The organism is Aeromonas sp. 19NY04SH05-1 (genome assembly GCF_040581895.1).
Classification (GTDB): domain Bacteria; phylum Pseudomonadota; class Gammaproteobacteria; order Enterobacterales; family Aeromonadaceae; genus Aeromonas; species Aeromonas enteropelogenes.
This window is the reverse complement of the sequence record NZ_CP095328.1, coordinates 4,490,611-4,514,865: the sequence shown is the minus strand read 5'-3', so window position 1 is coordinate 4,514,865 and position 24,255 is coordinate 4,490,611. Positions and strand designations below refer to the sequence as shown.

Sequence of the window (24,255 nt, the reverse complement as noted above, 5' to 3'; positions counted from 1 at the left end):
TCATCGAGCGGGGCTTTTGCATTCAGGTCAGCCGGGAAAATCAGGCCTTCCAGGCTTTCCAGGTGTTGATCAGGCCGTTGGTGGAGCAGTCGTGGCTGGTGACAGCCTCGTCGGTGCCCAGCTCCGGCAGGATCTTGTTGGCCAGCTGTTTGCCCAGCTCCACGCCCCACTGGTCGAAGCTGAAGATGTTCCAGATTGCGCCCTGCACGAAGATCTTGTGCTCGTACATGGCGATCAGGGCACCCAGGGTTTTCGGGGTCAGGCTCTTGAACAGGATGCTGTTGGTCGGGCGGTTGCCTTCGAACACCTTGAACGGCACCAGATCCTTGACCTGCTCCAGCGTCTTGCCGGCGGCCAGGAATTCGGCCTCCACGGCTTCCTTGCTCTTGCCGAAGGCCAGGGCCTCGGTCTGGGCGAAGAAGTTGGCCAGCAGTTTCGGATGGTGATCACCGATGGGGTTGTGGCTGATGGCTGGCGCCAGGAAGTCACAGGGGATCAGCTTGGTGCCCTGATGGATCAGCTGGTAGAAGGCGTGCTGGCCGTTGGTACCCGGCTCACCCCAGATGATGGGACCGGTCTGGTAGTCGACCTTGTTGCCGTTGCGGTCCACGTACTTGCCGTTGGACTCCATGTTGCCCTGCTGGAAGTAGGCAGGGAAGCGGTGCATGTACTGGTCGTAGGGCAGGATGGCTTCGGACTCTGCGTCGTAGAAGTTGTTGTACCACAGGCCGATCAGAGCCAGCAGCACCGGCACGTTCTGCTCATAGGAGGCGGTGGCGAAGTGCATATCCATCTCGAAGGCGCCTTGCAGCAGGGCCTCGAAGTTGTCGAAACCGACCGACAGGGCGATAGGCATGCCGATGGCGGACCAGGAGGAGTAACGGCCGCCAACCCAGTCCCAGAACTCGAACATGTTGTTGGTGTCGATACCGAACTCGGCCACGGCCTTACCGTTGGTGGAGAGGGCTGCGAAGTGCTTGGCAACGTGGGCCTTGTCACCGGCATGCCCCAGGAACCAGTCGCGGGCGCTCAGTGCGTTGGTCATGGTCTCCTGGGTGGTGAAGGTCTTGGAGGCCACCAGGAACAGGGTGGTTTCCGGATCGATCTTCTTGAGGGTCTCGGCGATGTGGGTGCCGTCGACGTTGGAGACGAAGTGCATCTCCAGGTGATTCTTGTAGGGGCGCAGGGCTTCGGTGATCATGACGGGACCGAGATCGGAACCGCCGATGCCGATGTTGACCACATGCTGGATCGGCTTGCCGGTGTAACCTTTCCACTCGCCGGAGATGACCTTCTCGCAGAAGCCCTTCATCTTGGCCAGTACGGCGTTCACTTCCGGCATCACGTCCTTGCCGTCCACCTCGACCGGGCGGTCGGAGCGGTTGCGCAGGGCCACGTGCAGCACGGCGCGCCCTTCGGTCATGTTGATCTTCTCGCCATTGAACATGGCGTCGATGGCGCTGCGCAGATCGGTCTCTTTGGCGAGCTCGATGAGCAGCTTCAGGGTTTCTTCGGTGATCAGGTTCTTGGAGTAATCCACCAGGATGTCGCCGCCGAAGGTGAGGGAGAACTTGTCAAAGCGCTTCGGGTCCTGCGCGAACAGATCCTTGAGACGAGTCTCTTTGTTAGCTGCAAAATGGGCTTCCAGTGCCTGCCAGGCCTGGGTTTGGGTTGGATTGATGTTTTTCATAGGATTCCTGAAATGCCAAGTTGTGTTTGAACCTTGCAGGCAAGGCCCCGCCAAACCTTATTATCCGAGCATTATAGCGAGCCGGCTGGCCGGCTCATGTAACAGAGTTTTACCGATTGTCTTTTACAACCTTGGGTCACCGGGGGAGTGTACACCCTGAAAGTCGGGATTATGAGTCACGAAAGCAAGCAGGATCTTGCGCTCGCTCATGAATGGGGCCAACCCGGGAATGTGAAATGGTTTTCATATCGCCGGCCGGGTTGTATGCGGTCGGGGCACCCAAAAACGACAATGCCAGCCCGAAGGCTGGCATTGTGAGCAAGGGAATGGATTCATCACTCCCCGGCTTTGGCGGTGTGCATGACCATCTGCGGGAAGGGGATCTCGATACCCTCGGCATCGAAGGTCAGCTTCACCTTCTCGTGGAAGTCGAACCAGACACCCCAGTAATCACCGGTTTTCACCCAGGGGCGCACCACGATATTGACCGAGGAGTCGGCCAGCGCGGCGACGGCGATGGTAGCGGCCGGATCTTTCAGGATGCGTGGCTCTTCGTTCACCAGACGCTCAAGGATCTGCTTGGCCTTGCGCAGGTCGGAGCCGTAGCCGATGCCGAAGGTCATGTCGACGCGACGGGTATCCATGCGTGAGTAGTTGACTATGGTGCCGTTAAGAATGGCGGAGTTCGGTACCACGACCATCTTGTTGTCACCGGAGGTGAGGGTGGTGGTGAACAGTTGCACGGACTGCACTACACCCGCAGTGCCAGCCACCTCGATGAACTCGCCCGCCTTGATAGGGCGGAAGATGATGAGCAGGAAGCCGGCGGCGAAGTTGGACAGCGAGCCCTGCAGCGCCAGACCGATGGCCAGACCGGCGGCACCAATGATGGCCACGAAGGAGGCGGTCTGAACCCCGACCCGACCCAGTGCCGCAATTACCACGAACACCAGGATGGCGTATTTGAGGATGCTGCCGACGAACTCGGTGATGGTAGCGTCGAGTTTGCGGCTCTTCATCACCTTGACCACGCCCCCGCTGATCAGGTTGGCGGCGATATAGCCCACCAGCAGGGTCAGCAGGGCGGCGGCGATGTTGACGGCATACTCGATCAGCAGGCCCTGGTTGTTGACCAGCCAGGTCTGTGCTTCGGTGATGATTTCGGGTTCCATAGGAGATCCTGTCAGATGCTAAAGATTGATAACGGATGAATCTAACATTGCAGTGCGACAGATTGGGTCGCATCTGGTGCTTATTTTCTACCGTAAAAAGTTGCCACAAAAAGGAAGGGAGGCCAAGGCCTCCGTTCTCATATGGGGTCTTGCAGGCTCAGCTTTGCAGCAGCTGGCTGCGGATAAATTGCCACTGATCTTCGAACCCGGCTGTAGGTTTGAGCTTGAACTCGGAACGGACGTACATGGTTGATCCGTCCCTCCGGTTCAGCTCTGCAGCAGCTGGCTGCGAATGAATTGCCATTGGTCTTCAAACCCGGCAGTGGGTTTGATCTTGAACTCGGAACGGACGTACATGGTTGATCCGTCCCTCCGGTTCAGCTCTGCAGCAACTGGCTGCGGATAAATTGCCACTGGTCTTCAAACCCTGCGGTGGGTTTGATTTTGAACTCGGAACGGACAAACTGGCTGATCCGTCCCTCGGTGTAGGCCAGCAGCAGATTGGCCAGCATGGTCTCGTCGAGCTGGAAGCCCTGGCCTTCCCGCAGCCGTTTTTCCCGCAGTACCTGCTTGATCTGGGTTTCCAGCTTGTCGAACAGGATGCTGATGCGATCCCGCAGCCGGTCGTGTTCACCCAGCAGGGCATCGCCATTGAGGATACGGGTGATGCCCGGGTTGCGCTCGGCGAAGACCAGCAGTAGCTGCAGAATGTGGTGGCAGCGGGCCATGGTGTCTTTCTCTTCCGTCATGATGAGATTGACCCGTGACAGCAGGGAATCCTCGATAAAGTCGATCAGCCCCTCAAACATCCTCGCCTTGCTGGGAAAATGTCGATAGAGGGCGGCCTCAGAGACACCGACCTCGGCTGCCAGGCGAGCCGTGGTGATACGCTGACCCGGACTGGTTTCCAGCATGTGGGCGAGCGCTTGCAGGATCTGGTCGCGCCGACTCTGTTTCTGATTACTGCTTGCCATGGATTCCCCTAAAAAAACAATGGCTTGATTCTGTTATTAGGCACCACCCCCAAGGGGCTGTGTGGTCTTGTTATTGGCGACCAGAGGAACCAAAACCGCCTTCACCCCGTTCGCTCTGGTTAAACTCACTGACCAGTTGGAAGCTGGCCTGAACTACCGGCATGATCACCAGCTGGGCGATGCGTTCGCCGGGTTGCATGGTGAAGCTCTCCTTGCCACGGTTCCAGACCGAGACCATCAGCTGGCCCTGATAGTCGGAATCGATGAGACCCACCAGGTTGCCCAGCACGATGCCGTGTTTGTGGCCGAGGCCGGAGCGGGGCAGGATGGTGGCACACAGACCGGGATCCTGGATGTGAATGGCCAGACCGGTCGGCACCAGGGTGGTATCACCGGGGGCCAAGGTCAGCGGCGCATCCAGCAGGGCACGCAGATCCATGCCGGCAGAGCCCGGAGTGGCGTAGGCAGGCAGCGGGTACTCGGTGCCGATACGGGCATCCAGGATTTTCAGTTCAATTTGTGTAGTCATGAATCGTTTTTTCAATTGGATCTTGTGTGGGCACCCCGTCTCTGCACTGCAAGGCGGGGTGTCATGAGTCTTGTGTTATCGGGAGCCCATGGCGACCCGGCGCTCAGCGCCGGTAGTGGCGCGCAATCAGGGCGACGAGATGACGGGCCAGCGTCAGCTTGTCGGCCAGTGGCAGCGGAGCATGACCCCCTTGCCAGAATACGGTCAGGGCGTTGTCATCGGCATTGAAGCCTTGCCCTTCGCGAGACACGTCGTTGGCGGCGATCATGTCCAGCCGTTTGCGTCGCAATTTGTCGAGGGCGTATTGTTCCACATCCACGGTTTCGGCGGCAAATCCCACCGTAAACGGCTTGTCTGGTAGTGCCCCTACGGCGGCGATGATGTCGGGATTCTTGACCAGGGTCAGCGCCATCTGATCGTTGTCGCCAGTTTTCTTGATCTTCTGGCTGGCCACCTGCTCGGGGCGATAGTCGGCCACGGCGGCGCATCCGATGAAGAGATCGCACTCGCCAACCCGGCTCATCACCGCCTCATGCATCTGCAGGGCGCTCTCCACATTGATGCGCTCCACCCCGTTCGGGGTCGCCAGTGCCACCGGACCGCTCACCAGGGTCACCTCGGCCCCCGCCTCGCGGGCGGCGCGGGCGATGGCGTAACCCATCTTGCCGGAGCTGTGGTTGCTGATGTAGCGCACCGGATCGAGTGCCTCGCGGGTCGGCCCCGCCGTCAGCAGCAGCTTGACCCCGGCCAGCAGTGGCTCGCCGGCCAGTTGCTGGCAGCAACGTTCCACCAGTTCGAGAGGATCCAGCATCCGGCCCGGACCCACGTCACCGCAGGCCTGGCTGCCCGAATCCGGCCCCCACAGCAGGGTGCCACGGCTGGCCAGGGTCTTGAGGTTGGCCTGGGTGGCGGCATTGAGATACATCTGCTGGTTCATGGCCGGGGCCAGCGCCACGGGGGCCGGAGTCGCCAGGCAGAGGGTGGTGAGCAGCTCGTCGGCCATGCCGGCCGCCATGCGGGCCATCAGGTTGGCGCTGGCGGGAGCGATCAGCACCAGATCGGCCCATTTGGCCAGCTCGATATGGCCCATGCCGGCCTCGGCGGCCGGATCCAGCAGGCTATCGGCCACCGGATGGCCGGAGACGGCCTGCAGGGTCAGCGGGGTGATGAACTCCTTGGCGGAGCGAGTCATCACCACCCGAACCTCGGCGCCCTGATCTTTCAGGCGGCGCACCAGCTCGGCACTCTTGTAGGCGGCGATGCCGCCGCTGACACCCAACAGGATGCGTTTATCGGCCAATCTCATCTGCTGTATCTCTATCCGGCTCATTCTGACTGGTCGGCTAAGATACCACAGGCTGGGAGTGACGACAGAGATTGACTTGGGGGAGTTGTGGCCGAGCTCCCGCGATTTTTTGCTATGTTTTTTCTCAACAAGGACGAGGGAGAGACAAATGAGCATCAAAGAGTGGCCGGAGGATGAGCGCCCGAGGGAAAAGCTGTTGCGCCAGGGGCCTGCGGCGCTCTCCGATGCCGAATTGCTGGCCATCTTCCTGCGCACCGGCGTCAACGGCCTGAGCGCGGTGGATCTCTCCCGCCAGCTGCTCAGCCAGTTCGGTTCGTTGCGTACCCTGTTGGGGGCCGATCAGCGTGCTTTCTGTGATGCCCATGGCCTGGGGCCGGCCAAATACGCCCAGCTACAGGCGGTATTGGAGATGGCCCGGCGCCATCTGGCGGAGCGGTTGCAACGGGGCGAAGCGCTGACTTCTCCCCAGCTGACCCGGGACTATCTGCAGGCCCAGTTGCGGGATCGGCCGCGTGAGGTGTTTGCGCTGTTATTGCTCGATAATCAGCACAGGGTCATCCAATTTGTCGAACTTTTCTACGGCACCATCGATGCGGCGAGCGTCTGGCCCAGAGAAATCGTGCAGATCGCGCTCAAACATAATGCAGCCGCTGTGATTCTGGCGCATAATCACCCGTCCGGCGTCGCCGAGCCCAGTAGGGCCGACCGCCAGATCACGGATCGGATCACGGCCGCCTTGGCCCTGATCGATATCAGAGTGCTGGATCACTTGGTGATCGGTGATGGCATCACGGTTTCTTTTGCCGAGCGCGGTTGGTTATAACTGTGCTCTGGCGCCGTATTAGTTGATCTTTGATCACGGATGCTGTATAAAATGCCGCCTTCTGTTTGCCCCGCAATCGAAGGCCAGCGGGGCAGATATTTGCTCGAGCAATGAAGTAAGATTTGGAGAGACTGACATGTCTAGAGTATGCCAAGTAACCGGCAAGCGCCCGGCAGTTGGTAACAACCGTTCGCACGCTAACAACGCTACCAAGCGTCGTTTCCTGCCGAACCTGCACACTCACCGTTTCTGGGTTGAGAGTGAAAAACGCTTCGTAAGCCTGCGCGTATCCGCAAAAGGCATGCGTATCATCGACAAGCGTGGCGTTGAAGTGGTTCTGGCTGAACTGCGCGCCAGCGGTGTTAAGGTATAAGGAATTAGATCATGGCTAAAGGTATTCGCGAGAAAATTCGCCTGAACTCCAGCGCCGGTACTGGTCACTTCTATACCACTACCAAAAACAAGCGCACCATGCCCGAAAAAATGGAGATCAAAAAGTTTGATCCCGTTGTTCGTCAGCATGTGATCTACAAAGAAGGCAAAATCAAGTAATTACTTGAATTTGTCTCAAAAACCCGGCTTCGTGCCGGGTTTTTTTATGGGCCGAATTCAGTACACTGCCGGTTCGAAGGGAGGCTTGCCATGTTCAAACTGAGCCGTAAAGGCTGGAATAACGTGATCATAGTGGCGGTGTTGATCGTGATCACCCTGCTGCACCGGTTGGAGATTGCCCAACAGGAAAACAGCGCCAAGCGGGCGCGTCCCCTGTTGCCGGCGGATGCCGTGGTACTCACTTGGCAGGGGCCGGGCTGGCAGATTGAGCGGGTCGGTCAGGGCTGGCGCAGCGTGCCGGACCTGGGGCTGGACAGCGCCCAGCTGGCAGCCCGCATCGACAGTTGGCAGGGCTGGTCGCTGCCCCCCGGCGAGGCGGTACGCGGTGCCCCTGTCACCCTCAAGGTATGGATTGCCGGCCAGAGCGATCCGCTGGCATTCGGCCTCTACCAGAACAATGGCCAGTACGCGGCCCAACTGCCATCAGGCAGCTGGCTCACGCTGAGTGCCGAGCAGTATCGCGGCCTGCTGCGTCCCGCCCCCTGATCCCTGTTGCTTGCGAGGTTGTCATGCCTGAATTGCCAGAAGTCGAAGTCAGCCGTCAGGGGATCTCCCCCTGGCTCACCGGCATCAAGGTCACCCGAGTGGTGGTGCGGGACGGTCGTCTGCGCTGGCCGGTGCCCGGTGAAATCCAGGAGCTGGTGGATCTCACCATCCATCGGGTGCGGCGCCGTGCCAAGTATCTGCTGCTGGAGACCGATTTTGGTACCGCCATCCTCCATCTGGGGATGTCCGGCAGCCTGCGGGTACTGGATATCGGTACGCCGGCCGAGAAACATGACCATGTGGATATCGAGCTCGAAAATGGCAAGTTGCTGCGGCTCAACGACCCACGCCGTTTCGGGGCTTTGCTGTGGACTCGCGAACCGGCCGAGGCGCACGCCCTGCTGGCCAAGCTGGGGCCGGAGCCGCTGACCGACGCCTTCAGTGCCGATTACCTGCGGGAGCGGGCCAGGGGGCGCAGCACCGCCATCAAGCAGTTCCTGATGGACAATCAGGTGGTGGTCGGGGTCGGCAACATCTACGCTAACGAGGCGCTGTTTGCCGCCGGCATCCACCCCAAGCGGGCGGCCGGCAACATCAGCGCCGAGCGGCTGGCCACTCTGGTGGCCGAGATAAAGCGGGTGCTGGCCGAAGCCATTCGCCAGGGGGGCACCACCCTCAAGGATTTCACCAGTGCCGACGGCAAGCCGGGCTATTTCGTGCAGAAGCTGCAGGTCTATGGCCGGGGTGGCCAGCCCTGTTACCACTGTCAGACCCTGTTGAGCGAAGTAAAAATGGGCCAGCGAACCACGGTTTTCTGCTCCCATTGCCAGCGTTGAGGCCGTTTTTTCGGCGGATCCCGTTGAAGTTGTAAGAGAGTATTTCCCGTCTGTTGAAGCTGTGTGCAGCTGTCACTAGTATTCCGGCCGTTCAGGCGGTTAGAGATATAAAAATGACAGTAAAATCAATAGACTGGGAATATTTATCCCGGCAGGAGCGCTATTGCGCAAAAAAGATGGCCCGTTACCTCTATCCGGAGGGATGTGCCCGCAAGACCTTCAACCGCGGCAAGTTCGTACTGCGCAGCCTGCTTTATCGCAAGTCGTTGCACCGGGTTTTCACCCTGTTTCAGGCCGCCCCTCTCAGGGCGTTGCCCACCCGCTATCCCGAGTTGCTCGACAAGCCGATGCGACCCTATCGCTTCGCCTGTGCCCGCGCTCGTGAGCGGGCCGAGATGCTGGAGGATCACTATCGCCTGCTGCTGGCACGCTATCCAACTCTCATTGAGCCGCTCTATCTGGGGCAGGGGGTCGAGCTGGGGCGCTATCCCCAGAGCGATTGCCGCATCCTGCTGTGCCATGATGGCACCTTTCGCCGAGAGGCCGAGCTGGCACTCTCCATCGTCGATCCACAGGGGTTGCGTCTCTACAGCTGCGCCTTCTCGCTGGCGGGATCGGCTGCCCATCCCGAGCTGATGATAGGCTCCATGCAGGGGCCCGAGCCCGCAGTCGAGCAGGCTCAGGCGCGGGTGCGCGATCTGACCAGGGAAGGACACGGCCTGCGACCCAAGTCACTGCTGGTCATGCTGGTGCTGCAACTGGCCCGGGCCATGGGGGGCGAGCGGGTGCTGGCGGTGCGCAAGCGGGCCCACGTCTTTCAGGCCAAACGCTACAGCCGCAAACAGAAGGGCAACTTACTGGCCGATTATGATGAGCTGTGGCAGGAGTTCGGCGCCGAGGATGTGGATGCCAACTTCGTGGCCCTGCAGCCGGCGCTGCGCAAACCGCTGGAGGAGGTGGCGTCCAGGAAGCGCGCCATGTACCGGCGTCGTTACGAGTGGCTCGATCAGCTGCAGGATGTGATCGATCGGCAGTTTGCCGATATACCCCAAGGCCAGGCGAGCAAACAACTGGCGCCCTGATGAAACAGGCTACCCTCGGGTAGCCTGTTTGTTGCGAAGAGCCCCTGCTCAGCGGCCCAGTTTGGTGGCGATGGCCTGGGCTACTACGGGGTCGACAAACTGGCGGATGTCGCCGCCGTGCAGCGCCACCTCCTTTACCAGGGTGGAGGAGATGAAGGAGTTCTCTTCCGCTGGCGTGAGGAAGACGCTCTCTAGCTCCGGCATCAGGCGGCGGTTCATGTTGGCCAGCTGGAATTCGTACTCGAAGTCGGAGACGGCGCGCAGGCCGCGGATCAGCACATTGGCCTGATGCTCCCTGGCGAAATCCACCAGCAGGCCGGAGAAGCCCACCACCTTGACGTTGGGCAGGTGACTGGTCACTTGCTGAACCAGTTGGACACGTTCTGCCAGATCGAACAGCGGACGTTTGCTCGGGCTGTTGGCGACGCCGACCACGACTTCGTCAAACAGCTTGGCGGCGCGACCGATCAAGTCGGCGTGGCCATTGGTCACGGGGTCGAAGGTCCCCGGATAAATTACCCTGGTAGTCATGTTTGCAGTCCTGCAACCTGGAAATTTGGTCGCATTATAGGGTCTGTCGAGGGCTTGCCGCGAGAGCGGTAGCGTCAGTTTGCCGCAGGAAGCGGCGCAAGATGCACAATTTGGTCGCTTAAATCGGGGCACTCTGGCGTCTTCACTTGAGAATAGCCCTGCATCAGGCAAGAATACCCGCATCGCGCATCAAGCCTCCTTGCATTGGTGACAGGGAGCAAAGGGATTTTTTATGAAACGTATTCTGGTCGTTCGCAATGACAAGATTGGCGACTTCATGCTGGCCTGGCCGAGTTTCGCCATGCTCAAGGAGTCCATGGAATGTCATGTGACTGCCCTGGTTCCCGCCTACACGGCGCCGCTGGCCCGGCTCTGCCCCTGGATTGACGAGGTGCTCATTGATCCGGGTGTCCGTGCCGACAAGGAGCAACAGCGCGCGCTGCTGGCGCGCATCAAGGCGGCCGCGTTCGATGCGTCCATCTGCCTCTTCTCCAACTCCCGCAACGCCATGCTGGTGTGGAAGGCGCACATCCCTTATCGCCTGGCGCCAGCCACCAAGCTGGCCCAGGTGCTCTACAACCAGCGCCTGATCCAGCGCCGCTCCCGCTCTCTCAAGCCCGAGTCTGAGTACAACCTGGAGCTGATCCGCCGCTTCCTGGCCGATCATCAGGTGGCGGTGGTAGAGCCCCATACCCCCTTCCTGCAGTTTGATGCACCGGCGCTGCGACAGGTGCGCGAACAGCTGGCCACCAGGCTGAAGCTGGATGCCAGCCGCCCCTGGCTGATGGTGCATGCCGGTAGCGGCGGCTCGGCCAACAACCTCTCCATCGAGCAGTATGCCCGCATCATCATCAAGCTGAACCAGGCCTGCCCCGAGCTGCAGTGCGTACTGACCGCAGGCCCCGGTGAGGAGAAGATGGCCGAGCAACTGGCGGCCGAGCTGCTGGCCCACGGCGGCAACGGCTGGATCTACCGCTCCAGCGACGGGCTGCCGATGTTCTGTCAGGTGCTGGCCAACGCCGCCCTGTTTATCGCCGGCAGCACGGGCCCACTGCACATCGCCGGGGCGCTGGACGTACCGACCATCGGCTTCTTCCCGATGCGCCGCTCCGCCACACCGCTGCGCTGGAAGCCGCTCAACAGTGAAGGGCGTCATCTCGCCTTCAGCCCGCCGGAGGACAGCGATCATCCGGAGGACATGAGCCAGCTCGATCCCAAGGCCATGGTGCCCGAAATGGCTCGCTGGGCCGCCCCCTTCTGGCGCGGCAACGACCCGCAGTAATGCAAACAGGGCCCCTCGGGGCCCTGTTTCGTATCCGGTGGCGAGTGCCGGAATGCCTGTTACTCCGGCTGTCCGGGTTGCTGGCGCACCCAGAGGTCGGCGTATTTGACGAAGGTGGAGTGGGCGGAGAGGATGGCCAGCAGCAGCCCCTGCTTGCCATCGAGGAAGCCCGCCTTGAGCAGATACATCTTGATGAAGCAGCCCAGCGCATGCACCAGCCCCTGGCTGAGGGAGCCCTTCTTGCCGCGGGCGGTGCGCTGATCGGCCCAGGCCCGGGCGTAACCGGCGGATTTGACCAGATAGTGCTCCAGATCCCGATAGGTGAAGTGGAGCAGGTCGCCATGGAGGTTGACGATCTTCATGTTGGCGCGTACCTCCACCTTCTCGTGCACCAGTGCCTCGTTGTAGCCGGTGAGGGCCTTGGGATAGAGGCGCAGCACCCGATCCGGATACCAGCCGCTGTGGCGGATGAAGCGGCCAAACACCCAGGAGAGGCGCGGGATCGAGTAGATGGTGTCGCTGGCCGGGTTGGCCATGACGGCGGCGATGGCCTCTTTCAGCTCGGGGGTGAGTCGCTCGTCCGCATCCAGCCAGAGCACCCATTCGGATTGCACGTGCGACTGGGCCAACCGGCGCTGCTTGCCAAATCCCGGCCACACCTTGTTGACGAAGAAGCGGGCGCCGAATTCGGCGGCGATGGCCGGAGTGTCGTCCTGGCTGCCGGAATCCATGATGACGATCTCGTCCACCAGCCCGTCGAGGGAGGCGAGACACTTGCGCAGGTTGTCGGCTTCATTCTTGACGATCAGAACGGCGGCCAGAGTCGGTTTTTTCACTGATGAGGGCTCACGGTTGCTGCCCGGCTGGCGGGCCATGCTCAAATTGGCGCCCATTCTAGCCTAAAACGACGGGCGGGGCATGGTCGGGCATCCGGCCCGAGGTGGTGCTGAGTGGCGCTCGTTTTGAGCCGTTCAGCGGGGCCACCGGGATCTTCTGTTATTTCTCCGACCATTCTTGGGGCATAATCTCGGCCAGTGATGATCAACAGCCGGGCCAGCCCCGAGAGAAGACGCGTGATGAAAATATTGGTGATCGGCCCCTCATGGGTCGGCGACATGGTGATGTCCCAGAGCCTCTACAAGGCGATCAAGGCCAACCACCCGGAGTGCGAGCTCCACGTGATGGCGCCCGCCTGGTGCTGCGCCCTGCTGGAGCGGATGCCCGAGGTGGACAAGGCGATCACCATGCCGCTCGGTCACGGCGACTTCAAGTTGCTGGCCCGCCGCCGCCTCGGCAAACAGCTGGCGGCCGAAAAGTACGATCAGGCCATCGTCCAGCCCAACTCCATGAAGTCTGCTCTCATCCCCTGGTTCGCCGGCATTCCGGTGCGAACTGGCTGGAAGGGGGAGCAGCGTTTCGGCCTGCTCAATGATCTGCGCAGCAACAAGTCCGCCTTCCCGCTGATGGTGGAGGGCTATCTGGCGCTGGCTTATCCCAAGGCGCAGATGAAGAGCCGGGCCGATATTCCGGCCATTCCCCATCCCGCGCTTCACGTCGACCTGGTCAATCAGGACAAGGCGCTGGCGCGGCTCGGGCTGGATCGGCGTCGCCCCGTGCTGGTGCTCTGCCCCGGCGCCGAGTTCGGCCCGGCCAAGCGCTGGCCGGAAGGGCACTACGCCGTGGTGGCCCAGCAGCATCTGGACGAGGGCTGGCAGGTGTGGATCTTCGGCTCGAACAAGGACGTGGCGGTGGCCAACACCATCCGGGATCGGGTCAACATGCTGACTCGCCCCAACTGCCACGTGCTGGCGGGCAAGACCAGCCTGCACGAGGCGATCGACCTGATGGCGCTGGCCGGTCGGGTTATCTCCAACGACTCCGGCCTGATGCACATCGCCGCCGCCCTCAACCGGCCGCTGGTGGGAGTCTATGGCTCCACTTCGCCGCTCTATACCCCGCCGCTGGCGGATCGGGTCGAGATCGTTCACACCGACATCGAATGCCGCCCCTGCTTCAAGCGCACCTGCAAGTTCGGCCATCTCAAATGCCTGATCGATTTGCCGCCGGAGCAGGTGATCGAGGCGTGCAACAAATTGGAGCAGAGCGAGTAAGATGCCCTATCGCCTGCTCTACAACCTGCTGATCCATCTGGGATTGCCCCTGGCGCTGCTGGCGCTCTACAAGCCGAAGAAAGGCAAGCCCGGCTTTGGCAAGCGCTGGGCCGAGCATCTGGGTCGGCTGCCCGCCACCGGCCAGGAGGCGCCGTTCTGGATCCATGCGGTGAGCGTGGGGGAGACGTTGGCCATCACGCCGCTCATTCGCGCCCTGAAAGCGGAGCGGCCCGATCTGCCGATCCTGCTCACCACCACCACCCGTACTGGCGCCGAACAGGCAGCCAAGCTCGGCGACCTGGTGGTACACCGCTATGCGCCCCTCGATTACCCCTGGGCGGTGGCGGCCTTTCTCGACACCTTCAAGCCGCGCGCGCTCTGGGTGATGGAGACCGAGCTGTGGCCAAACTGGCTGGCGGCCTGCGAGGCGCGCCACCTGCCGGTGACCATCATCAACGCCCGCCTCTCGGAGCGTTCCTGCCAGCGCTATGCCCGCTTTCAGGGGGCCTTTGATGCCCTCAGCCGGCCGTTGACCCGCTTGCTCTGCCAGCATCAGGACGACGCCGATCGCTTCGCCCGGCTCGGCATCGAACGCGATCGACTGGCGGTGACCGGCTCCATCAAGTTTGATATCCAGTTTGGTGACGAGGTGCAGGCCAGAGGCCGCGCCCTGCGCCAGCAGCTGGGCGCGGAGCGGCCAGTCTGGATCGCCGCCAGCACCCATCAGGGAGAGGACGAGCAGGTGCTGGCCGCCTTCGACCAGGTGCTGACCAGTCACCCCGATGCCTTGCTTATCCTGGTTCCGCGCCATCCTGAGCGCTTCGATCGGGTGGCCGAGTTGTGCGCATCTTATGGTTGTGTGCGCCGCACCAGCGCCGCCCCGGTCACCGCAACCGACAAGATTTATCTGGGCGATACCATGGGCGAGCTGCCGCTGATGCTGGCGGCGGCCGATCTGGCCTTCGTCGGCGGCAGTCTGGTGAAGGTGGGGGGCCACAACCTGCTGGAGCCGGCGGCGCTCGGCAAACCCTGCCTGACCGGCCCCGTCTACTTCAACTTCAGCGACATCACCCGCCAGCTGGTGGCACAGGGTGGCGCCGCCGTGGTGGCCGATGCGGCCGAGTTGGGGGAGAGGGTGAGTGCGCTGCTGGCCGACGAGAGCCGGCGTCGCGAGATGGGAGAGCATGCCCGCGCCGTGGTGCTGCGCAATCAGGGGGCCCTGGCCCGCACCCTTTCCCGCTGTCTGGCTGATCTCGAAAGCCAGTAGGACGATTTACGGAGCGCCGTGGCAGATATGCGCTGCTGTGCTGATTTGATGCTTCATCTCGAGGAGAGACTCATGTTCAAGGCCCTGTTACTGGAAAACCAAGACGGCAAGACGGTTCCGACCCTCACCCGGCTGGCCGAGAGCCAGTTGCCGGAAGGCGAAGTACGGGTAGCGGTGAGCTACAGCTCCATCAACTACAAGGACGGGCTGGCCATCACTGGCAAGGGCAAGATTGTCCGCCAGTGGCCGCTGGTGCCGGGCATCGACTTCGCCGGTACCGTGCTCGAATCGGCCGACAGCCGCTATCAGCCCGGTGATCAGGTGGTGCTGACCGGTTGGGGCGTGGGTGAAGGACATTGGGGCGGCATGGCCGAGCAGGCGCGAGTCAAGGCGGACTGGCTGGTGCCGCTGCCGGCCGGACTGGATGCCCGTCAGGCCATGTGCATCGGGACCGCCGGTCTCACCGCCATGCTCTGCGTGCTGGCGCTGGAGGAGGCGGGGCTCACCCCACAGAGCGGCGAGGTCCTGGTGACCGGCGCCGCTGGCGGGGTGGGGTCCACAGCGGTCGCGCTGCTGGCGGCAAAAGGCTACAAGGTAGCGGCCCTGACCGGTCGACCCGAGGAGCAGGGTGAGATGCTGACTGCCCTGGGGGCCAGCCGCATCGTGCCGCGCAGCGAACTGCTGGAGCCCGCCAAGCCGCTGGAGAAGCAGCTGTGGGCCGGGGCAGTCGATACCGTCGGCAGCCAGGTGCTGGCCAAGCTGCTGGCCCAGATGAACTATGGCGGCGCCGTGGCGGTCTGCGGTCTGGCGGGGGGCTTCGATCTGCCCACCACCGTCATGCCCTTCATCCTGCGCAACGTGCGTCTGCAGGGGGTGGATTCCGTGATGTGCCCACTGGCGCGCCGTCAACAGGCGTGGCAGCGCCTGGCTCAGGATCTGCCCGCCAGCTTCTTCGAACAGGCGGTAACCGAGATAGGGCTGGAGCAGGTGGTTGAGGCCGCCGAGGCCATCACGCAAGGCCGGGTCGCGGGTCGCACCTTGGTCAAGCTTTGATCTTTCCCTGACTGGCGAGCCCCATTTTTCTGGATAGACTTTGAGTGCGGGTGCACTATCCAAGGAGAATGAGCATGGGTGGACACAAGCCGGATTACGATCTCGATGATGAATGGGAGCCGGAATCCTGGGAAGACGAGTTGGAGCAATGGGAAGACGAAAGCTGGCAGGATGACGACACTTTCGATGACCAGTGAACCACGACATGACACGAACAGGCGGGCATTGAGCCCGCCTGATTTTTTTGTGCGGCTCACAGGAATGGGGACGAAGGCTTGGTGAGGGGCAAGGCTCTGGCTAGAATGAACTGCTCAAACGACACTCAAGGATGATTATGCGACTCACCGTCATACTGGTTGCCGCCCTGCTGGGGGGCTGTGTCTCCAACGATGATCCCTGCGAAAAGGTGTGGAGCGAGGTGGGGGAGGCTGACGGCAAGCTGGGCTTCACCACCGAGCGGATCGAGTTCCATCGTGCCCAGTGTGGCGACAAGGTGGATGGCGAGCTGTGGCAGCAGGGGCATCAGAAAGGGTTGGCCTGGTATTGCCGCCCGGAGCATCTCTATCTGGCCGGGCGCTCCGGGGAGGAGTACCGCGGCGTCTGCCCCAACGACATGCAGGCGCGCAGGCTGTTCGAACAGGGGCGCCAGGGCTGGACCGATCAATAGGGCCTCGTCGGGTTTTGCCCTACTCCTCTTTTTTCAACCGCAGCGGCTGGCACAGATAACTCTTGTCGTTGGCGCTGCGGGCACACTTGCCGCAGACGAATTTGGGTTTGCGCACGATTTTGCGCAGCGCCTTGAGATCCGCGGGGATTTCGTGGCGACGCCACTCACACAGGGTCTTGCTGCCCATAACGACTACCTCTACGACTCGACGAGCGTATTGTAATCAATTTTCATTTCGAATAAACAGGCGCCAGACGCTTATTGGCCTGAATGCCAATAAGCGTCTGATCCGTGGGAGATTACTGATAGAGGAACTTGGTGAAGATCAGCTCGCGGACGGCTTTCTTGCCGGTTTCCTTGAGCAACAACTCGTTGACCTTGGTCTCGCACTCTTTGCGCAGTTCCTCGCGGCTGACCAGAGACTTGATCTGATCGGCGCTCTTGCTGCCCATCAGGCGAATGATGGCGTCGCGGATCAGGGGGTCATGCTGCTCCAGCAGCTTGAGGTCGGCATCGTTTTCGGCCATCAGCTCCACCGTGACCCTGACGTAGCCGAGGGTTTTGCCGTTGCTCAGGTAGTTGGTGATGATATCCGGATCGAGCGCATGGTAGGCAAATCCGGGTTTGGCGGCTCCCTCGGCCCCTTCGGCGGCGGGTTCCTCATCGGCAGCCCGTACTTGCAGGGCGCCCACGCTCAGCAACAACACCAGCAAAATTTTGAAGATCTTCATATAGATGGCTCATCGGCGGAAGATACACCATTTTTGATGCTGCCAAAGGGGGCGTCAAGCACGGATGTTCTTACATTTCGCTATTGATTTACGGATAATAAACCGGATTTTAACCTGAACACGGAAATCTCTGGATGGTGAAGCTGTGAAGTCCGAGTTGACTGTTCCCCTCACGCCGTTAACCGGGTGGTTGGCCCCCGACAGTTGCGAATTGCCGGCCAGCCTGCGTCCCTGGCTGCTGGAGCCCGGCTCCATGACCCGGCGTCTGCGCCAACACAATCGGCACTTCTCGGTCGAATGGCTGGGCAATCGCCCCGTCTCGCTGGCCACCGATGAGCAGTGGCTGGTGGATGCCGTATCCCCTGCCGGGATCTGCCGGGAGGTGATCCTCCACGGCGATCTGGGTCCGGCCGTGCTGGGCTGGACCCTGCTGGCCGACGCGGCGCTGCAGGGCAGTGGGCTGGCCGAACTGGGGGAGCAACCCCTGGGGGAGCGGGTGTTTGGCAATGAGCCGGTGCGACGTGATCATCTGCAGCTGGCCCGTTTTGCCATTGCCGACAATCCCCGTTGCTCCGCCGCCATCGTCTGGGGACGTCGTTCCCGTCTGTTTCTGGGGCAGTGGCCATTGCTGGTTCACGAGCTGTTTCTGCCCTCTCTCGTCTGTGACAAGGAGCTGGAGTGAATCTGTTAACCAAGGAGCGGGGTCTGGCATATCTGCAGTTGGCCCGCATCGACAAGCCCATCGGCACCCTGTTGCTGCTGTGGCCGACCCTGTGGGCACTCTGGCTGGCGGCCGACGGCCTGCCAAACCTCTGGGTGCTGACGGTGTTTGTGGTCGGCGTGTTTCTGATGCGCTCGGCCGGCTGCGTCATCAACGACTATGCGGATCGCAACTTCGACGGTCACGTCAAACGCACCTCGGGGCGTCCCCTGCCGACCGGCAAGGTGGATCCCCGCGAGGCACTGGCGCTCTTCTTCGTGCTTGCCCTGATCTCGTTTGGCCTGGTACTGACCCTCAACTCCCTCACCATCGCCATGTCGTTCGTCGGCCTGCTGCTGGCGGTAAGCTATCCCTTCATGAAGCGGTTCATTCCGATCCCCCAGCTGGTGCTCGGCATGGCTTTCTCCTGGTCGATCCCCATGGCCTATGCGGCGCAGGCCAACGCACTGCCGGCCGTGGCCTGGCTGGTGTTTATCGCCAACCTGCTGTGGACCGTGGCCTACGATACCCAGTACGCCATGGTGGACAGGGATGATGACCTCAAGCTGGGGCTCAAGTCGAGCGCCATCCTGTTTGGCCGTCACGACAAGCGGATCATCGGCGTGCTGCAGCTGGCTACCCTGTTGATCCTGCTGATGGTCGGCCAGCTGATGGCGCTGGGCAGCAGTTACTACTGGGGATTGCTGGTGGCCGCCGTGCTGTTTGTCTATCAGCAGCGGCTCATTCGCGAACGGCAGCGGGAGGCTTGCTTCCAGGCGTTCCTCAACAACAACTATGTGGGGGCTCTGGTGTTCGCCGGGCTGGTGCTCGACTACCTGCTGGGGTGACCATTCCCCGAACAAAAAGAAGGCCGCATGATGCGGCCTTCTTCATTTGTAGTGAGGATCAGCGCTGGTTGCCGGCCCGGATGGTGCGGCGGATCTTGGTGCTCAGGAGCGGCACTATGTTGTCCGCCAGCGCCTGGAAGCGTCCCAGATCCGGCTTGCTCTCGGCGGAGAGGTAACCCTCCTTGCGCAGGGTGTGGATCAGGGTGCTGAACAGCTTCTGGTCGAAGAACTCGGGGGCGTTGATGCCGTGCAGGGTGCCGAGGCGCTCCGCCATCATCAGGCCGTCTGCCTCCAGCTGCTCTGCCTCTATGTAGGGTTGGGCCAGCACCCGGGTCAGCACGATGGCGTAGCGCTGCAGGGTCTCCTGGATGCTTTCGGCCAGCAGCAACAGGCGCATCTGGTTGCCCGGGTTGACCCAGTAGCCACCGTCACGTGCCTCGATCAGCTGCTGACGCTGCAGCTCGGCCAGCAGGGCATCGATAAGCTCCGGCAGCTCTTCCTCTTCGTAACGCAGGAACAGCTCGGTCTTGAGCAGCGGATAGATGTCGACGCAGCGGGCGATGATCTCGCCGCGGCTGATCCCCTCGCAGCGGTCGATCAGCGCCGCCACCAGAGAGGGCATGGCAAACAGGTGGAGGATATTGTTGCGGTAGTAGGTCAGCAGGATCGCCTGGTAGCGATCCAGGCTGATGATCTGGCCCAGCTTGTCCTCGCTCACCTCGAACTTGTTGAGTTCCAGTGCCTGATCCAGCAGGGTGCCGGCATCCTCGTCCGGGATGGTGCTCTGGGCGCTGTAGGGCACCGCTTTGAGCAGATCCAGATAGGTGTTGAGCTGGGCCTGCAACTCGTCACGGGTCAGGGCGTGGCGCTCGGCGGCCAGCAGCGCCAGGGCGCTCAGGGTCAGGCCGTTGACAGCGGCGGCGCCGTTGATGCGGGTCATCAGCAGATCGGCCAGGGTATTGACCGTGCCGGCCATCCACTCCGGGCGTTCCTCTTCCCCGATGTGATCCTTCCAGTCCGGAATATGCTCGCTCAGGTAGCTGTTGAGGGTGAGCGGCTCGCCGAAGTTGACGAAGCCGCGGCCGTAGTTGCGCAGCTTGCGCAGGATGCCGAGTACCTGCAGGAAGCTCTCCTTCTCCTTGCGGCTGCCCTTGAGCTCGTTGTGGTAGGTGTTCACCTCCATCACGTGCTCGTAGCCGAGGTAGACGGGCACCAGGGTGACCGGGCGGTCAAGCCCGCGCATCATGGCCTGCAGGGTCATCGCCAGCATGCCGGTCTTGGGCGGCAGCAGGCGGCCGGTGCGCGAACGCCCCCCCTCGGTGAAGAACTCCACCGAGTAGCCCTTGGCGAACAGCAGGTTCAGGTACTCGCGAAATACCGTGCTGTAGAGCGGGTTGCCCTTGAAGGTGCGGCGGATGAAGAAGGCACCGCCGTGGCGGAAAATGGGGCCCGCCGGCCAGAAGTTGAGGTTGATGCCCGCCGCGATATGGGGCGGCACCATCCCTTGGTGATAGATGACATAGGAGAGCAGCAGGTAGTCCATGTGGCTGCGATGGCAGGGCACATAGACGATCTCGTGCCCTTCCTGAGCCAGCTGGCGCACCTTTTCGGCGCCGTTGACCGAGAGGCCACGATAGAGCTTGTTCCACAGCCAGCCAAGGAAGCTCTCGCCGAGGCGGATCAGCCGGTAGGAGAAGTCGGAGGCGATCTCGTCCATGTAGCCGTGGGCGCGTTTCTGCGCCTTCTCCAGGCTGATGTTCTCCCGCTCTGCCTCTTCGGCGATGGCCTGCTGGATCACGCTCGAATCCAGCAGTTGTTTGAACAGCAGGTTGCGGTTCGGCAGTTTCGGTCCGGTGGCCGCCAGCTGCTGGCGGCTGAAGTGGGTACGGGCTACCCGCGCCAGCTTGTGGGCGATGGCCTCGTCGGTACCGTGTTTGTCTGCCATGTAGCGCAGGGAGAGCGGCGGGGAGAAGCGTACCAGGTTTTCGCGACCCTTGAGGATCACGATGAGCGCCTTCTTCAGCCGGTTCGGCGCCAGGCTGCTGATGATGTTGAGGCCGGAGGCCTCTTCCCCTTCCCGGCCCGGGGCGCGGCCCCAGAACAGGGTGACGGGCACCACCTGGATATCCAGCGCCGGATCCTGCTTGTGCAGATCCAGCAGCTGGTGGAACTCATGCAGGAAGGGGAGCGGCTTGCTGCGCTTGCCGAAGAGGGGAGGCGGACGATCCAGACAGACATAGCGCGGCAGCAGCTGGCCGTTCAGTTCCAGCGGCGTGAAGGGGCCGGGCAGACCGAGATCCTCGCAGCATTGCTGCAGGGTCATCAGGTCGGTGATCGAGCTGGTTTTCAGGGCGTAGACGATGGGTCTGGCCGGATCCAGCTTGAGTTCTGTGATGGGATTTTCCGGCAGGCTTTTGTGATTGACCAAGCCGCTGACCGGCCATTGCAAGATGGCTCTGGAAATCTTCTGTCCTGGGGACATGTGCGTCTGCTCTCCAAAAAAATGCGGCGTGAGCATAGCAAATCACCGGCCCCTTGTCGCCGAGAGGTACGATGAGTTCAGTCGTGCGGGATCAAAACAGGGTGAAATTGCCGGTTGGGCGCGACAAATGTCAGCTGCGCCTTGCCTTGGCCACTGCACTGTATATACTGCCAGTGTGCTGTATAAAAAGACAGGTGCCAATTCTATGAAACCCCTTACCCCCCGCCAGGCCGAAGTGCTGGAGCTGATCAAGGTGAACATGAACGAGACCGGCATGCCGCCGACTCGTGCCGAGATTGCCCAGAAGCTTGGTTTCAAGTCGGCCAATGCGGCCGAAGAACATCTGAAGGCCCTGGCCAAAAAAGGGGTCATCGAGATCATGCCGGGCACGTCCCGCGGCATCCGTCTGCTGCTCGAAGAGGAAGAGGCTCTGGAAGAGAGCGGCCTGCCGCTGATCGGCAAGGTGGCTGCCGGTGAACCCATCCTGGCCCAGGAGCATATCGAGAGCCATTATCAGGTGGATCCTGCCCTGTTCCACCCGCGCGCTGACTTCCTGCTGCGGGTGCAGGGGATGAGCATGAAGAACATCGGCATCCTGGATGGCGACCTGCTGGCGGTGCACAAGACCCAGGAGGTGCGCAACGGCCAGGTGGTGGTGGCGCGGCTTGACGAGGATGTCACCGTCAAACGCTTCCAGCGCAAGGGCAGTCAGGTGTGGCTGCTGCCGGAGAACGAAGAGCTCTCCCCCATCGAAGTGGATCTCGCCAGCCAGCATCTTACCATCGAGGGGCTGGCGGTCGGGGTTATCCGCAACGCTGACTGGATGTAATCTCTTCTCTCGCCACACGGCCTCCTTCGGGAGGCCGTGTCGTTTCTGCGCCTCTTTCCTGCCAATTCAAGCAGATCCTGAACCTCGCCCTTTTTGTCCCCCGCGCCAGCCCGCAAACCGCCCGTTTCGGATATATGCTCAGATCAGGGCCAGACCGCCAGGGTCTGGCTGCTCCGCCCCACGGGGCGAGCGCCGCACAATGACAACCGCAAGCAGACCTTCACGGGATAGAAGGGGAGTGTCGCAGGGCCGGCCGGCACATAGGCCAGGGTCATCCTGATCTCACTCGAAGCAAGGCAGGACGTTGCCAGGGGATGAGTCGACGTACCTGAGTGACCTGTCAGTCAAGGAGGAGTGGCATATGGCATCGAACACGCCATGGGATTCGAAGCGCTGCGTACCGGCGCCTGAATCCTCCATCACCCGTTTTATCAAGGGAAACCGGATGACCTGGTTTTACGGACTCTGGCTTCATCACAAGGGGCCGCACTGGGCGCTCTGGCTCGGCTGCCCGAAGGAGAAAGTGGTGCGCCTGGTGCTGTTGTTCAAGCGGGGTCATGGTGCCCAGGCTGTCGACAGCGTCCGGCTGGCCCCGGTGGTGCCCATCGGTCGTGCCCTCGGCAAGGGGTGGCAGCAGGGGCGCAACGCCAGACCCTGAGCTGCGCCTGTCGCAGAAGTCGAGCATGACAAAGAAGGGAGCCGCCGGCTCCCTTCTTGTTTACAGCAGGAACAGGGTGGCCAGCCCCAGAAAGATGAAGAAGCCGCCGGTGTCGGTGATGGCGGTGATCATCACGCTGGCCCCCACCGCCGGATCGCGACCCAGCCGGCTCATGGTCATGGGGATGATAACCCCCATCAGCGCCGCCACCAGCAGGTTCAGCACCATGGCTAGGGTCATCACGGCGCCCAGCGCCGCATCCTGATAGAGCAGGAAGGTGACGACTCCCATGATGCCGCCCCACACCAGACCGTTGATGAAGGCCACCCCCAGCTCCCGCAACAGCAGGAAGGAGAGGTTGCCCGCCTGAATGTGTTGCAGCGCCAGCGCCCGCACTATCATGGTGATGGTCTGGTTGCCTGTGTTGCCGCCGATCCCGGCGACGATGGGCATCAGGGCCGCCAGCGCCACCAGTTGCGAGATGGTGTGCTCGAACAGGCCGATCACCCGTGACGCCACGAAGGCGGTGCAGAGGTTGAGTGCGAGCCAGGCCCAGCGGGTCTTCACCGCCTTGGCGACCGGTGCGAACACATCCTCCTCCTCGCTGATCCCCCCCATGCGGCGCAGATCGGTGTCGCTCTCCTCATAGACCACATCCACGATCTCCTCGACGGTGAGGCGGCCCATCAGCTTGCCCTTGGCATCCACCACGGCGGCAGAAAGCAGGTCATCCCGCTCGAAGGTACGGGCCGCCGCCTCGTCGTTGTCTTCGGGATCAAAGGTGATGGGATCCTGTTCCATCACCTCGCTCACCAGGGTGGCGGGTTTGTGCAGCAGCACAGTGGTGAGGGCCAGTTCGCCGAGCAGGTGGTTTCGCCGATCGATGACAAACAGCTTGTCGGTGTTGGCGGGGATCTTGCCCCGCAGCCGCAAGAAGCGCTGCACCGTAGCGAGGCTCACGTCGGGGCGTACCGTGATGAGCTCGAAGTCCATCATGGCGCCGACCGTGTGCTTGCCGTAGCGGATCACTTCGCGTACTCGATCCCGATCGGCGGGGGCCATGGAGGTGAGCAGGCGTCCCATCAGGTTGCGCGGCAGGTACTGGCCCAGATAGATCTGATCGTCGATGTCGAGGGAGCGCAGGGCATGCAGCAGCTCGCGGTCGCTCATGCCGCTGATGAGGCTCTCCCACACCGTCTCCGATGCCTCGACCAGCACCTGGCCGCGTTTGTCTTCGCTCACCAGATGCCAGAGGGCGTGGCGTTCATCGGGAGGCAGGGATTCGAGGGCATCGGCGATGTCGGCGGCGGGCAGGCCGTTGACCAGCCCGCTCAGCTGGCTGGTCTGGTCGCGTTGACCCGCATCCTGTTCAAGCTGGGGGTCGATCAGGCTGTCGGTGAGGGCATCGTCGCCCAGCAGCAGGGTGAGAATGCGGGATCTGTCTTCCGCGCGCTGCTTGGCGCTGTTTTTGAGGGGCAGAGACATGAAAAAATTCCTGAGCTGGTGGCCGATAGGCCGAATGCCCATAGGATACCAGACTTAAAACAACAGGTTATGACCGGGATTTAGTGATGGCTGGATAAAAA

At 61.8% G+C, this 24,255-nt stretch carries 28 protein-coding genes and 2 pseudogenes; 16 read left to right on the top strand and 14 right to left on the bottom strand.

The annotated features are described in order from the left end of the window. Positions 1-40 precede the first annotated feature (40 nt). The 7 genes and pseudogenes from pgi to coaBC all read right to left on the bottom strand — a co-directional run bounded on the left by pgi (position 41) and on the right by coaBC (position 5,671). A complete protein-coding gene (gene pgi, locus MRK42_RS20905; RefSeq protein ID WP_354688646.1) occupies positions 41-1,690 on the bottom strand; it encodes a glucose-6-phosphate isomerase in 1,650 nt (549 codons plus the stop codon). A gap of 335 nt (positions 1,691-2,025) precedes the next feature. Then, a complete protein-coding gene (locus tag MRK42_RS20900) occupies positions 2,026-2,862 on the bottom strand; it encodes a mechanosensitive ion channel domain-containing protein (RefSeq protein ID WP_042070663.1) in 837 nt (278 codons plus the stop codon). A 157-nt stretch (positions 2,863-3,019) separates the two neighbouring features. Next, positions 3,020-3,121, bottom strand: a pseudogene (locus tag MRK42_RS20895) (nucleoid occlusion factor SlmA); the annotation flags it as partial. Positions 3,122-3,129: 8 nt separating this feature from the next. After that, a pseudogene (locus MRK42_RS20890) lies at positions 3,130-3,231 on the bottom strand (nucleoid occlusion factor SlmA); the annotation flags it as partial. 8 nt (positions 3,232-3,239) lie between these two features. Then, the gene (gene slmA / locus MRK42_RS20885) at positions 3,240-3,836 is read right to left on the bottom strand and encodes a nucleoid occlusion factor SlmA (protein WP_042027216.1); all 597 of its coding nucleotides are present in this window, start codon (positions 3,834-3,836) and stop codon (positions 3,240-3,242) included. A gap of 70 nt (positions 3,837-3,906) precedes the next feature. Beyond that, positions 3,907-4,365: a dUTP diphosphatase gene (gene dut / locus MRK42_RS20880; protein WP_124238244.1), complete on the bottom strand. Its 459-nt coding sequence runs from the start codon at positions 4,363-4,365 to the stop codon at positions 3,907-3,909. A 103-nt stretch (positions 4,366-4,468) separates the two neighbouring features. Continuing rightward, complete coding sequence (gene coaBC / locus MRK42_RS20875; protein ID WP_342013715.1) at positions 4,469-5,671, bottom strand: bifunctional phosphopantothenoylcysteine decarboxylase/phosphopantothenate--cysteine ligase CoaBC; 1,203 nt, start codon at positions 5,669-5,671, stop codon at positions 4,469-4,471. A gap of 148 nt (positions 5,672-5,819) precedes the next feature. On the opposite strand from coaBC, the gene radC reads away from it, so the two are divergent. From radC to MRK42_RS20845, 6 genes are all read left to right on the top strand, one after another. Next, a complete protein-coding gene (gene radC / locus MRK42_RS20870; RefSeq protein WP_042070659.1) occupies positions 5,820-6,494 on the top strand; it encodes a DNA repair protein RadC in 675 nt (224 codons plus the stop codon). 136 nt (positions 6,495-6,630) lie between these two features. After that, a complete protein-coding gene (rpmB, locus tag MRK42_RS20865) occupies positions 6,631-6,867 on the top strand; it encodes a 50S ribosomal protein L28 (protein WP_005307492.1) in 237 nt (78 codons plus the stop codon). An 11-nt stretch (positions 6,868-6,878) separates the two neighbouring features. Then, complete coding sequence (gene rpmG, locus MRK42_RS20860; protein WP_005307500.1) at positions 6,879-7,046, top strand: 50S ribosomal protein L33; 168 nt, start codon at positions 6,879-6,881, stop codon at positions 7,044-7,046. A gap of 90 nt (positions 7,047-7,136) precedes the next feature. Further along, on the top strand, positions 7,137-7,592 hold the full coding sequence (locus MRK42_RS20855) for a hypothetical protein (protein ID WP_223379547.1): 456 nt from the start codon (positions 7,137-7,139) through the stop codon (positions 7,590-7,592). Positions 7,593-7,615: 23 nt separating this feature from the next. Continuing rightward, positions 7,616-8,428 (top strand): bifunctional DNA-formamidopyrimidine glycosylase/DNA-(apurinic or apyrimidinic site) lyase, encoded by an 813-nt coding sequence (gene mutM / locus MRK42_RS20850; protein WP_354688645.1) that lies wholly within the window; start codon positions 7,616-7,618, stop codon positions 8,426-8,428. A 176-nt stretch (positions 8,429-8,604) separates the two neighbouring features. Beyond that, on the top strand, positions 8,605-9,510 hold the full coding sequence (locus tag MRK42_RS20845; RefSeq protein WP_354688644.1) for a VirK/YbjX family protein: 906 nt from the start codon (positions 8,605-8,607) through the stop codon (positions 9,508-9,510). Between the two features lie 48 nt (positions 9,511-9,558). Here MRK42_RS20845 and coaD read toward each other — a convergent pair whose 3' ends face one another. Further along, positions 9,559-10,041: a pantetheine-phosphate adenylyltransferase gene (gene coaD, locus MRK42_RS20840; RefSeq protein WP_042027224.1), complete on the bottom strand. Its 483-nt coding sequence runs from the start codon at positions 10,039-10,041 to the stop codon at positions 9,559-9,561. A gap of 232 nt (positions 10,042-10,273) precedes the next feature. On the opposite strand from coaD, the gene MRK42_RS20835 reads away from it, so the two are divergent. Further along, on the top strand, positions 10,274-11,323 hold the full coding sequence (locus tag MRK42_RS20835; RefSeq protein ID WP_042070654.1) for a glycosyltransferase family 9 protein: 1,050 nt from the start codon (positions 10,274-10,276) through the stop codon (positions 11,321-11,323). A 59-nt stretch (positions 11,324-11,382) separates the two neighbouring features. On the opposite strand, the gene MRK42_RS20830 is transcribed toward MRK42_RS20835, so the two are convergent. Continuing rightward, complete coding sequence (locus MRK42_RS20830; RefSeq protein WP_026457506.1) at positions 11,383-12,159, bottom strand: glycosyltransferase family 2 protein; 777 nt, start codon at positions 12,157-12,159, stop codon at positions 11,383-11,385. 240 nt (positions 12,160-12,399) lie between these two features. On the opposite strand from MRK42_RS20830, the gene waaF reads away from it, so the two are divergent. The 5 genes from waaF to MRK42_RS20805 all read left to right on the top strand — a co-directional run bounded on the left by waaF (position 12,400) and on the right by MRK42_RS20805 (position 16,421). Further along, the gene (gene waaF, locus MRK42_RS20825) at positions 12,400-13,434 is read left to right on the top strand and encodes a lipopolysaccharide heptosyltransferase II (protein ID WP_042070653.1); all 1,035 of its coding nucleotides are present in this window, start codon (positions 12,400-12,402) and stop codon (positions 13,432-13,434) included. Between the two features lies 1 nt (position 13,435). Continuing rightward, a complete protein-coding gene (gene waaA, locus MRK42_RS20820) occupies positions 13,436-14,701 on the top strand; it encodes a lipid IV(A) 3-deoxy-D-manno-octulosonic acid transferase (RefSeq protein ID WP_354688643.1) in 1,266 nt (421 codons plus the stop codon). Between the two features lie 72 nt (positions 14,702-14,773). Then, positions 14,774-15,754: an MDR family oxidoreductase gene (locus MRK42_RS20815; RefSeq protein ID WP_354688642.1), complete on the top strand. Its 981-nt coding sequence runs from the start codon at positions 14,774-14,776 to the stop codon at positions 15,752-15,754. 74 nt (positions 15,755-15,828) lie between these two features. Continuing rightward, positions 15,829-15,951, top strand: a complete 123-nt coding sequence (locus MRK42_RS20810) for a hypothetical protein (protein ID WP_354688641.1) — start codon at positions 15,829-15,831, stop codon at positions 15,949-15,951. A gap of 137 nt (positions 15,952-16,088) precedes the next feature. Continuing rightward, positions 16,089-16,421, top strand: coding sequence for a DUF2799 domain-containing protein (locus MRK42_RS20805; RefSeq protein WP_026458168.1), 333 nt, complete (start codon positions 16,089-16,091; stop codon positions 16,419-16,421). 19 nt (positions 16,422-16,440) lie between these two features. Here MRK42_RS20805 and MRK42_RS20800 read toward each other — a convergent pair whose 3' ends face one another. Both MRK42_RS20800 and MRK42_RS20795 read right to left on the bottom strand, forming a co-directional pair. Then, a complete protein-coding gene (locus MRK42_RS20800; RefSeq protein WP_124238653.1) occupies positions 16,441-16,608 on the bottom strand; it encodes a hypothetical protein in 168 nt (55 codons plus the stop codon). A gap of 112 nt (positions 16,609-16,720) precedes the next feature. Then, a complete protein-coding gene (locus MRK42_RS20795; RefSeq protein WP_042027233.1) occupies positions 16,721-17,152 on the bottom strand; it encodes a flagellar basal body-associated FliL family protein in 432 nt (143 codons plus the stop codon). A gap of 145 nt (positions 17,153-17,297) precedes the next feature. Between MRK42_RS20795 and MRK42_RS20790 the strand changes: the two genes are divergently transcribed. Together MRK42_RS20790 and ubiA are read left to right on the top strand one after the other, a co-directional pair. Then, positions 17,298-17,834 carry a chorismate lyase gene (locus tag MRK42_RS20790; RefSeq protein WP_354688640.1) on the top strand — a complete coding sequence of 179 codons (537 nt, stop codon included), beginning with the start codon at positions 17,298-17,300 and terminating at the stop codon, positions 17,832-17,834. Further along, positions 17,831-18,700, top strand: coding sequence for a 4-hydroxybenzoate octaprenyltransferase (gene ubiA / locus MRK42_RS20785; RefSeq protein WP_354688639.1), 870 nt, complete (start codon positions 17,831-17,833; stop codon positions 18,698-18,700). The genes MRK42_RS20790 and ubiA overlap by 4 nt, the downstream gene beginning before the upstream one ends. A gap of 58 nt (positions 18,701-18,758) precedes the next feature. On the opposite strand, the gene plsB is transcribed toward ubiA, so the two are convergent. Next, the gene (gene plsB, locus MRK42_RS20780; protein ID WP_354688638.1) at positions 18,759-21,182 is read right to left on the bottom strand and encodes a glycerol-3-phosphate 1-O-acyltransferase PlsB; all 2,424 of its coding nucleotides are present in this window, start codon (positions 21,180-21,182) and stop codon (positions 18,759-18,761) included. A gap of 205 nt (positions 21,183-21,387) precedes the next feature. Between plsB and lexA the strand changes: the two genes are divergently transcribed. Beyond that, the gene (lexA, locus tag MRK42_RS20775) at positions 21,388-22,011 is read left to right on the top strand and encodes a transcriptional repressor LexA (RefSeq protein ID WP_042027239.1); all 624 of its coding nucleotides are present in this window, start codon (positions 21,388-21,390) and stop codon (positions 22,009-22,011) included. A 143-nt stretch (positions 22,012-22,154) separates the two neighbouring features. On the opposite strand, the gene MRK42_RS20770 is transcribed toward lexA, so the two are convergent. Further along, entirely contained in the window at positions 22,155-22,286 is a 132-nt protein-coding gene (locus tag MRK42_RS20770) for a hypothetical protein (RefSeq protein WP_268856164.1), read from the bottom strand. A gap of 86 nt (positions 22,287-22,372) precedes the next feature. Here MRK42_RS20770 and MRK42_RS20765 point away from each other — a divergent pair, with 86 nt between their 5' ends. Further along, on the top strand, positions 22,373-22,669 hold the full coding sequence (locus tag MRK42_RS20765; protein ID WP_042027240.1) for a hypothetical protein: 297 nt from the start codon (positions 22,373-22,375) through the stop codon (positions 22,667-22,669). Positions 22,670-22,729: 60 nt separating this feature from the next. Here MRK42_RS20765 and mgtE read toward each other — a convergent pair whose 3' ends face one another. Further along, on the bottom strand, positions 22,730-24,154 hold the full coding sequence (gene mgtE, locus MRK42_RS20760) for a magnesium transporter (protein ID WP_201942400.1): 1,425 nt from the start codon (positions 24,152-24,154) through the stop codon (positions 22,730-22,732). Positions 24,155-24,255: the final 101 nt, after the last annotated feature.